The 9,571-nt window shown below is 69.4% G+C and carries 8 protein-coding genes; 4 read left to right on the top strand and 4 right to left on the bottom strand.

Going from position 1 to position 9,571, the window contains the following annotated elements; all coding sequences use genetic code 11:
• Window positions 1-410: PAS domain S-box protein (locus VD972_RS02800; RefSeq protein WP_324980323.1), on the bottom strand; the 410-nt coding region annotated here is incomplete at its 3' end.
• 324 nt (window positions 411-734) lie between these two features.
• On the opposite strand from VD972_RS02800, the gene VD972_RS02805 reads away from it, so the two are divergent.
• From VD972_RS02805 to VD972_RS02820, 4 genes are all read left to right on the top strand, one after another.
• Window positions 735-1,424, top strand: coding sequence for a DUF2339 domain-containing protein (locus tag VD972_RS02805; protein ID WP_324980326.1), 690 nt, complete (start codon window positions 735-737; stop codon window positions 1,422-1,424).
• Between the two features lies 1 nt (window position 1,425).
• A complete protein-coding gene (locus VD972_RS02810; protein WP_324980328.1) occupies window positions 1,426-2,109 on the top strand; it encodes a hypothetical protein in 684 nt (227 codons plus the stop codon).
• Window positions 2,110-2,178: 69 nt separating this feature from the next.
• Window positions 2,179-2,493 (top strand): DUF2277 domain-containing protein, encoded by a 315-nt coding sequence (locus VD972_RS02815; protein WP_324980331.1) that lies wholly within the window; start codon window positions 2,179-2,181, stop codon window positions 2,491-2,493.
• 65 nt (window positions 2,494-2,558) lie between these two features.
• On the top strand, window positions 2,559-4,217 hold the full coding sequence (locus VD972_RS02820; protein WP_324980333.1) for a M14 family metallopeptidase: 1,659 nt from the start codon (window positions 2,559-2,561) through the stop codon (window positions 4,215-4,217).
• On the opposite strand, the gene VD972_RS02825 is transcribed toward VD972_RS02820, so the two are convergent.
• The 3 genes from VD972_RS02825 to VD972_RS02835 all read right to left on the bottom strand — a co-directional run.
• The gene (locus VD972_RS02825) at window positions 4,163-5,662 is read right to left on the bottom strand and encodes a DUF4166 domain-containing protein (protein ID WP_324980335.1); all 1,500 of its coding nucleotides are present in this window, start codon (window positions 5,660-5,662) and stop codon (window positions 4,163-4,165) included. The genes VD972_RS02820 and VD972_RS02825 overlap by 55 nt on opposite strands.
• A complete protein-coding gene (locus VD972_RS02830) occupies window positions 5,659-6,831 on the bottom strand; it encodes an SRPBCC family protein (RefSeq protein ID WP_324980337.1) in 1,173 nt (390 codons plus the stop codon). Before VD972_RS02830 ends, VD972_RS02825 begins: the two co-directional genes overlap by 4 nt.
• 310 nt (window positions 6,832-7,141) lie before the next feature.
• The coding region (locus VD972_RS02835) for an Ig-like domain-containing protein (RefSeq protein ID WP_324980341.1) at window positions 7,142-9,571 on the bottom strand (2,430 nt) is incomplete at its 5' end.

Genomic DNA, 9,571 nt, shown 5'->3' on the forward strand with positions numbered 1-9,571 from the left:
CGGAGCTTCTCCTCTGACTGCTGGCGGTCCGTGAGATCCCGCGTGACCTTCGCGAAGCCGCACAGCTCCCCGGACGAATCTCGCATGGCCGAGATCACCACATCCGCCCAGAACAGAGAGCCGTCCTTGCGCACCCGCCAGCTCTCCTCCTCCACGCGCCCATCCTCCGCGGCCTGCCTCAGGAGTGCCTGCGGCTTGCCGCGGCGGATGTCCTCCGGAGTGTAGAAGCGGGAGAAGTGCTGACCGATGATCTCTTGCGCCTTGTAGCCCTTGGTGCGCTCGGCACCCGGGCTCCAGGTCATGATCCGGCCCTGCGGATCGAGCATGAAGATCGCGTAGTCGCGGATGCTCTCGACCAGCAACTTCCACCGATCACCTACCCGCCACGACGGGTCCTGTGCTTCTGCCACAAAGTAATCCTGTCGTTGCGCGAGTGTTCGCTTCTCGTCAGTCATCAAGGCCCGGACTGGGGGGAGGGGTCCTGTTCATTTTCCAATCTGGGTTCGCCAGTGGCCAGAAGCAACCCTCTCTTCGTTGATTTCGTTGAACCTTCAAAGATCCTGTGATCTTCCAGGTCCCGGCGGAGACGGGCAGTGCGAAGGAGCGCTCTACCCTGTGTGCCTCTGGCTGCACACCGATCTGCACAACCGCCCGCCTAACCCCGCATGCCGCCATGCGTCAGCCGTTGGCGCGGCCGCTGCAATCTCCTCCGCGGCATACGGAGGAGGACTCAAGTGAACGGAACGAAGTGGGACGTGCGTGTACTGGCGATCGCGGGAGTGGGGCTGCTGGGGCTTGCGGCGGTGTTCCTCTGGAGGGATCTGCAGGTCCCCATGGAGATGTTGCTCGCCGTGGTGGCGGTGGGGGCCACGGGCCTGGCCTTTGCCGGAGTGCCTCGGGAGCGGCCGCTCGCCGGACCCATCGCGGTGATCGCCTGCGGCGTGCTCGGCGGCGCCTGGTACGCGGCCACCAAGTCCGGCCTGCTGCTCGTGGGCCTGACTGTGACGCTCGTGGCCGCGGCGCTCGCCGTGTGGCGCTCCCGGCCCGTGAGCGCGGAGCCGGATCGCCTGCAGTCCGTGCTCGTCTGGTACGGCCTGACGGCAGCAGCCATCGCCACCTCCTGGGCCTTCTACTTCCACTTCCTCACCCTGGGCTTCGCGTGGGATGACGTGGGCCGGCGCCTGGTGCTCACCCTGGGCTGGCTCGTCGTGGGCGTCGCCCTGGTGCTCCACGGCCGCAAGCGCGGGGAGGGCGTCATCCGTGATGCGGGCTTCGCCTTCATCGCCATCGCCGTGGGCAAGGCCCTGGCGTACGACACCACGCACCTCAACGGCACCTTGCGCGTGGCGGGCCTGGCCGGCGCGGGCATGCTGATGCTCGGCGGCGCGTGGCTCTCCACCCGGGCCTCGCCTCGGAGCGCCTGAGATGGGACCGATGCTCTCCCTGGCCAGCGCGCTGCTCCTCGGCACGACGCCCATGGGCCCCTGCTACGTGCCCTCGGATCAGACCGCGGGTTGGAAGCGGGTGGAGCTGCCCGCCCAGGCCCCTGCGCTGGCGGCTCCTCAAGGCCTCGAGCAGTTCCGCGCCGGTGAGCGAGCGCTCCTCTCCCAGGTCGACCCACCGGACACGTACCTGGGTGCCCAGGAGCGGCGGCTCGGGCGCATGGTCTATTCCTTCCGGCTTCCGAAGGGCACCTACCGCATGGAGGTAGGCTTCCTCGACTCCCTGAGTGGGGCGAAGGTGGACGCGACGGCCTACGTGGGCGGCCGCGCCTACCCACTCCTCAGTGAGCGGCGGCAGTCCAGCAAGGAGCTGGTGCTCGACTGGAATGTGGCGGGCGTGGACAGCCTCGTCGTGGAGGTGCACCGCCACCTGCGTGAGAAGCCGGTGGTGCTCCACTGGCGGGTGGACCGCGAGGTGGCTCCCTCTCAGGAGCTGCCGACTGGCTCAGCCTTCGGTGCCGCTCGCTCGCTCTACTTCCGGCACCCGGGCGGCCGGCGCATCGAGCTGTGTGACACCCCTGGGCTGCCGATGGCGCTCTTGCGCTGGCCGGAAGGCACTCCTGCGGAGGTGACACTCACACCCGCTGGAGCCGAAGGCACCCCGTGAGCCCACGGCAGCGCTCCAAGCGGGCATCCTGGAGGTGGAAGCCACCATGCGGTCCGATATGATCGGCGCATGTGCCGCAACATCAAGCTCCTCCATCACTTCCAGCCGCCCGCGACCGAGGCGGAGATTCGCGACTCCGCCCTGCAGTACGTCCGGAAGCTGAGCGGAATGCGGGAACCCTCGCGCTCCAACCGGAAGGCCTTCGAGCATGCCGTGGACGAGATCACCGCGACGGTGAACCGGCTCTTTGCATCGCTCGATGCCCATGGCCCGCCGCGGACGCGTGAGGCGGAGAAGCTCAAGGCCGTCCAGCGTGGGCAGAAGCGCGAGGAGCAGATGCGGGCCCGCATCTTCCGGAAGACGGGGTTGCCGCCCTCCCCGTAGGCGGACGCAGCGCGGGGTGAGGTTCCGCTTGACGCCTCCTGGCGGGAGCGCTCGGATGCGCGCCCATGACCTCGCTGCTCACCCGCGCCGAAGCGTCCAACTACAAGGAAACCTCGCGGCATGCCGACGTGCTCGCCTTCGTCGACGAGCTCTGCCGCCGCACGAAGCTCGCCCGGCGCGTGGACTTCGGAAAGAGCGGCGAAGGCCAGCCCCTGGTGGCCCTCATCGTGAGCGATCGCGGCTGCTTCACGCCCGAGCTCGCGCGCAAGCAGAAGAAGGTCGTCGTGCTGGTGGAGGCCAACATCCACGCGGGGGAAGTCGAAGGCAAGGAGGCCGTGCTCGCGCTCGCGCGTGACCTGACGCTCACCGCGCTCGGCCGCAAGCTGCTCGACAAGCTGTGCCTGGTGGTGGTTCCGAACTTCAACCCCGACGGCAACGACCGGATCAGCCCCAACAACCGCAAGCTCGATCTGAAGAACCTCGAGGGCCAGGTGAACCCCGAGGGCGGTGTGGGCATGCGCTACACCGGAGAGGGCTGGAACCTCAACCGCGACAGCATGAAGCAGGAGGCGCCTGAGACGCGTGCGCTCGCCGCCCTGTACCAGACGTGGTGGCCGCACCTGTTCATCGACTGCCACACCACTGACGGCAGCATCCACGCCTTTGATCTCACCTTCGACACGTCTCACTCGAACGAGCCGCTCTTCGCGGAGCTGCGCGCGTTCAACCGGGAGATGCTCGAGCGCGTGGCAAAGGCCGTGAAGACGCGCCACGGCTTCGACAGCTTCTGGTACGGCAACTACAAGCTCGAAGGCGATCCCAGCTCGGGCTGGCACACCTATCCCGCGCTGCCGCGCTTCGGCAGCCACTATCGTGGGTTGCTCGGCCGGATGGACGTACTGCTCGAGACCTACAGCTACATCGACTTTCCACGCCGCTGCGCGGCGACGCGGGCGTGGTTGCTCGAGCTGTTCCGAGACGCCGCGAAGAATGCCGCCGCCTATCGCCGCACCACCGAGGCGGAGGAGGAGCGGATCATCTCGCGCGGCGAGTCGCCCGATGTGCAGACTCTGGTGGGCATCAACTACGGTGTCGCCACGCGCGACGACAAGGGCGCGCTCGTGTTCGAGTACCCCGCCTACGCGAAGCCCGGCGACACCGCTGTCATCCACGCCTTCGACGAAGCCAGCATCACCGAGCGCCGCTACCCGGGGAAGCGCCGGCGCAGCTACCGCATGCCGCACTACCGGACGTTCGTCCCCACCCAGGCGGTGAGCACCCCCGTGGGGTACCTCGCGCCTGCGGAGCTGGCCGCGCGTCTCGAGGGGCATGGCATCTGCTTCGAGCGCTTGGAGTCACCGCAGCGCTTGACGGTCACCAGCTACCGGGTGGCACGGCGCGAGGAGACGTTCAGCCCGGACGTGGCCACGAACGTGCCGCCGCTGGGCCAAGCCGAGGTGCCGCTCAGCCAGAAGCCCAAGCCCGTGCGCTTCGAGACCGTGCTCACGGTGGCCCCCGAGCGCTCCACCCGCGAGTTCCCCGCGGGGACGCTGTATGTCCCCACGGCGCAGCGCGCTGGCACGCTGGCGGTGTACCTGCTCGAGCCGCACTCGGACGACGGCTTCTGCCGCTGGCAGTTCGTCGATGGCCTGATCACGGTGGGAGAGCTCTACCCCATCCACCGCGTGGTGGACGCAGCCAGCGCTCCGAAGAAGGCCGAGTGACGATCGCTGACCTCGGGCCGCGAGGCCTGATAGCGAAGGACTCCCAGCACTCGAGGCGCCGCCCGTGCATCCGAGTGTGACTGACGCAACAGCGTCCCGGTGATGGCGACGCCCTCGGGGTCACTCTCGTCCGGGTACGCGCGGAACTCGACCCCCACCCCGAAGGTGGGCAGCGGCAACCCATGCCAGCGCACGCGCCGGCCGCGAACCGACACGCCGCCGCGCTCGAGTGCACGCACCTCCAGCTCCACCTCCAGGCCATGCTCGACAAAGACTTCGTAGAGGCGGCCCTCCCTCACGACGAAGTCCGAGTCGAACACCCGCAGCACCCCCTCGCAGTACAGCTCCCGGACGAAGTGCATGGAGCCGTCGATGCGGCGGAACGTCCGGAAGCGCGCGGGGAGGGCCCGCTCGCCGCACTCGAACACCCCCTGGCCGAGCAGCCGGGTGGCCAGCCACGCGAAGAGGCGCGTCCCCCAGCCGTGCAGCTCCACCGACGCCTGCACCGCGTAGGCGCCAGGGTTGGAGTAGAAGCGCACCACTCGCGAGTCGACCTGCGTCACGTCCCCGCCCAGGGTCGCGGCCAGGAGAGGCCAGCTGTCCGCAGGCCCCACCTGCTGACCGCGGTGCAAGGTGCGCACTCCTCGCCGATACACCCGCGCAGCCGTCCACGCGGTGACGAAGCTGGCGAGCAGCACCCAGGCCACCTGACGATCTCCGAGCAGCCCCGCCCCCCGCACCCCACGAGGGAAGAGCAGCCCACGCGCCGTCACCCATGCGTAGTGGCGCAGGAGGCTCCAGCCCGCACGCAGCATCCTCCCGAGCGCGAGCGCCATGCCGCCCGCCATCGCCGTCTCCCCTGGCACTGCCCCGGCGAGCGCCGGCTGGTCGAACAAGCGCGCCCCGAGCGTCATCTCCAGGTGCTGGACGAGCAGCCGCCACAGGGGCTCTTCCTCGTGCGCCCGCGCCTCGGCGAGGAAGGCGGCCTCGAGCCCCACCTCGCGGACCTTTGCCACGTCCTGCATGTGGGCGTCGATCCAGCGCTCATCACGCACCTCGATGGGAAGGCCCTCCGAGCACGCGTGCGCATAGGCCTCCCAGGCCTTGCTCCGTGGCTGGCCGGCGGTGTCCATGGGCATCACCGCCTCACCCAGCTGGGCGAAGGGCGCGGACAGGCCCCAGAAGCGCCCCAACGCCACCGCGCTGGCGGCGAGCAGGTGCACACGTGCCATGCGGCACGGAGAGGAGCGATAGAAGGCCTCCAGTGCCGCCAGTCGCCTGCGGCACTCCCGGTGCCGGAGCACGAAGGCGGCCAGCTCCTGGGGCGAGGCGCGTGGGAGGTGGGCACGTGCCTCGGCGAGCTCCGCTGGCTCCACGTCCTCCGCCATGAGGTCCACGCCGCGAGGCACCGGGCGCCTCCAGGCCTCCCGAGCGAGCGTGCTCATGGCACCACCTCCACGGGCGCGTGGGCGGCAGACGGCGTGAGCGTGGGCGCGCGGCCCGAGCCGAGCCAGCTCCGCGCGGCGCCTGGCTCAGGATGCCGGCCCAGCGCTCGCGAGCAGAGGAAGACGAGGAAGCGCCAGCGTGAGCGCCGGTGCGCCACGGCCGCCTCGTCTCCCGCGCACCACCGCCGCAGCGTCTCGAAGCTCCACTCGGTGGCCAGCTGCATCAGCGGGCGGAAGACATAGAAGTCGAGCAGCTCGCCCACCACACCGTGGCGCGTCTCGTAGTCGAACACCGTCTTGAAGAACGTCCCCTCGGGCCGGCGCTCGTAGAGCCACACGCCGCGACCATGGGTGATGAGACTCTTCGGATCCTCCGAGCCGAACTCGAAGGTGGAGCGCACGAGCGGGGCGTTCTGCAGGTAGCGGCCCCAACCCGCGATCTCGAGGCCGAAGCCGAGGCACGTGCGGTACTCCATGCGGTGGAAGCCGCGCTCGTCCTGCTCGGGGAGGTAGCGGATGTGGGAGAAGCGCAGATCCCAGCCCGTGTGCAGCTCCGGGGTCTGCGAGCGCTCCCAGACACGCTCGACGGGAGCGGGGATGAGGGCCTCCACGACGATCCGGCGTGCCAGGGGCTCGCGGTCCGCAGCCACACGCGCGGGAGGGGGCGAGAGCCAGCGGTGGAGATCATGGACAAAGGCGGCCAGCGCCACCACGCCCATGAGCGTCATGAAGGCCCGCAGCGCGGCAGGCACCGCCGGGGGTGCCACGAGGATGGCCGTGGGCAGAAGCCGGTCCGGCCACACGGCGTGGAAGGTGGACAGGAGGTAGAGGCCCACGAGCAGGCTGAGCACCACGTGCATGAGATACTCGCCCCTGGGCAGCCCGCCTTGAGACGCACGGCTGTCCTTCTCCTCCCAGACGTCGGCCCAGGCGACGAAGACATCCACGGCGTACAGCACGGCCAGGAGCAGCAGCGCCGCGCCATGGAAGCGCAGGTGCGACACCCAGAGGAACTGGAGCGCGTAGATGAGGTGGCGCACGGTGTGCCAGAGCACCTCGCGCCGGCACTCGGGCCGCAGGTGCAGGCGGCAGCGGTAGATGTGGAAGTAGACGACATCCAAGGCCCCGAGCAGGCCGATCGCGAGCAACAGATAGAAGGAGGCATCCATGCGCGGGGCTCTGTGCAACTGCTCGGCCACCACGTAAGGGGGCGAATTCCCCAGGGGTTCTGCTCAGTCCGGGCTCCGAGCCGTCAACGGCGTGGACAGCGCCGACAACCGGGACGTCGCCTTCTCCCCCACTTCCCGGCCTCAACACCCTCCTGACAGGGAGGACTCGGGCGGAGGCTCCCTGTCGGCGGCGCATGGCGCGAACCTGTCAGACAAGCAGACAGGTTCTGGACGGTCGCGCCCGAAACAGAGGCGCCGAGGGAGTGCTCTCCCCCCGGCGCCCGGTGAGCTGCCCGAGTGGGTGCTCAGCTCAGTTCTGGATGCTGATTGTCACGCCCTGCGACACTGTGAAGTTCCCCGCTGCGTCGTAGGCCTTGGCGGTGACGCTGTACGTGCCGTTGGCCAGGTTCAGCGAGTTGAAGTTCACCGAGTACGGCGCCCTCGAGTCGTAGGTGATGTACCGGGTGCCCACGTAGAAGAGGACCCGATCCACCCCGCGATTGTCCGCGGCGTTGGCGCTGAGGGCGACCGTACCGCTCACCACCGCGCCCGCGCCGGGTGAGGTGACACTGACGGTGGGCGGCGTCAGATCGTTGTCGACCGTCACCGCCACCTCGGACTGGCTGGCGTTGCCCAGCGAGTCGAAGGCCTTGGCCTTCAGGGTGTGGCTGCCGTTGGCGGCCGAGCGGGTGTCCCAGGACAGGCTGTAGGGAGCGCTGGTGTCCGTGGCGAGCAGCAGGGTCCCGTCGTAGAACTCCACACGCGAGACGCCGTGGGGATCGGTGGCCGTGGCCTCCAGGTTCACCGTGCCCTCCAGCAAGGACCCCGCGGCGGGAGCGGTGAGCAGCACGCCGGGCGCGGTGTTGTCCACCGTCACGGAGATGGCCACTGACTCGGTCATCTGCTCCGCCGTGTCCACCGCCCGGGCGGTGATGACGTGCGTCCCATCCACCACGTTCGCCGAGTTCCAGTTCAGCTCGAACGGCGCCTTGGGGTCGTAGCCGAGGTAGCGGGTCCCCGCGTAGAAGAGGACGCGGTTGACGCCGTAGTCATCGCTGGCGCTGGCAGAGAGCCGCACCGTGCCGCCTACGACTGCGCCCGTGCCGGGAGCCGTGAGCTCCACCTGGGGAGGAGCGTCCGGCAGTCCCACCGCGAAGATCAGATCGTCGTGGTCGTCATAGAGGCCAGGAGAGCAGCTCGCGGTGGTGCCCCTGTAGCGGAAGACGGCACGGAGGGCCTGCAAGTTGCCAGCGGGCAGGGTGAGGCTGGCGGAGAGCACCTGGCTGCCCACCTGCGTTGGGACAAAGGTGGCGATCTGCGTCCACACCGGGTTGTTCGCGTCGGGTGCGTGGTAGAGATCCAGCGTGTCGTAGGAGGGAGTCGTCCAGGCCCACACGGTGGCCGCGATGTTCACCGCCTTGCCCTCCGCGATCGGGCCGCCGTCCGACGTGGAGATGCGGAGCCGATCCACCGACTCGTCCACGTGGTAGGTGCCGCTGTTGCCGTCCGCGCAGCTCGAGGCGATTGTGTTCGGCGCGTGGAGCTCAGGCCCTCGGGTGCCGCGGCCATCGATGAGCACACCGGTGTCGCAGGTGGCGCCCACGCTGGCACAGATCGGCGCGAGGCGCGTCGAGTCGTAGCTGGCGAAGCCGGGGTTCTGCACGGAGACGGACACAGGCGTGCTGCTGCTGGAGTTGAAGGAGGTGTCGTACGCCCTGGCCTCCAGCGTGGCCAAGCCATTGCCCGCCTGCACCGTGTCCCAGGAGAACTCGTACGGCGCGGACTCATCGCTGCCGCGGAGCTGGCCGTTGACCCAGAGCTCCACCCGCCGGATGGCCACGTTGTCCGAGGCGCTGGCGCTCACGAGCACCGTGCCCTGGAGGGTGGCTCCCTCGGCGGGAGCGGTGAGCTGCGTCTGCGGCGGGGTGACATCACCGCCCGGCTGGATGAAGCCCGAGAAGAGCAGCAGGTTGGGTGAGCCCGTGCCCGGGCTCGACACGTGGCCCGGCGTGGCGAAGCCCGTCAGCGCCGCACCCACCGTCTGGGGCGAGGCCAAGGGGTTGGTCTGCAGGTACAGCGCGGCCGCACCCGCCACGTGCGGAGAGGCCATGGAGGTGCCGCTGATGCTGCTCGTCGCGGTATCACTGGTGAACCAGGCGGAGGCGATGTTCACGCCCGGAGCGAAGATGTCCACGCAGGTGCCGTAGTTGGAGAAGGAGGCCCGCACGTCGGTGTTCTCGGTCGCGCCCACGGTGAGGGCCTCGGCCGTGCGCGCCGGAGACTTCGTGCAGGCATTGCCGCTGTCGTTGCCCGCGGCCAGCGCGTAGACGACGCCCGAGGCGATGGAGTTGCGGACGGCCTGATCAAGCACCTCCGAGGCCCCTCCCCCCAGGCTCATGTTGGCTACCGCTGGCGAGGTGTGGTTCGCGGTGACCCAGTCCACGCCCGCGATGACGCCCGCGGTGGTGCCCGAGCCCTCGCAGTCCAGCACGCGCACCGGGTGCAGCGTCGCGCCCTTGGCGACACCCCAGGTGCTACCGCCGATGGTGCCCGCCACGTGCGTGCCGTGGCCGTTGCAGTCTTCTGCCGTGCCGCCCGCCGTCACCGCGTCGAAGCCGGTCCCGATGCGGCCCTGGAACTCGGTGTGGCTCTGGCGGATGCCCGTGTCGATGACGTAGGCGTGCACCCCCGCCCCCGTCATGCCGTAGCTGTAGATGCCATTGAGGGGCAGGTCCACCTG

The sequence above is a fragment of the Hyalangium sp. genome (assembly GCF_035629615.1).
Classification (GTDB): domain Bacteria; phylum Myxococcota; class Myxococcia; order Myxococcales; family Myxococcaceae; genus Hyalangium.

What these genes read in the sequence shown, in the direction of transcription:
- VD972_RS02810 (WP_324980328.1), top strand. Translation starts at nt 1,426, where the DNA reads ATGGGACCGATGCTCTCCCTGGCCAGCGCGCTGCTCCTCGGCACGACG.
- VD972_RS02815 (WP_324980331.1), top strand. Translation starts at nt 2,179, where the DNA reads ATGTGCCGCAACATCAAGCTCCTCCATCACTTCCAGCCGCCCGCGACC.
- VD972_RS02820 (WP_324980333.1), top strand. Translation starts at nt 2,559, where the DNA reads ATGACCTCGCTGCTCACCCGCGCCGAAGCGTCCAACTACAAGGAAACC.
- VD972_RS02825 (WP_324980335.1), bottom strand. Translation starts at nt 5,662, where the DNA reads ATGAGCACGCTCGCTCGGGAGGCCTGGAGGCGCCCGGTGCCTCGCGGC.
- VD972_RS02830 (WP_324980337.1), bottom strand. Translation starts at nt 6,831, where the DNA reads ATGGATGCCTCCTTCTATCTGTTGCTCGCGATCGGCCTGCTCGGGGCC.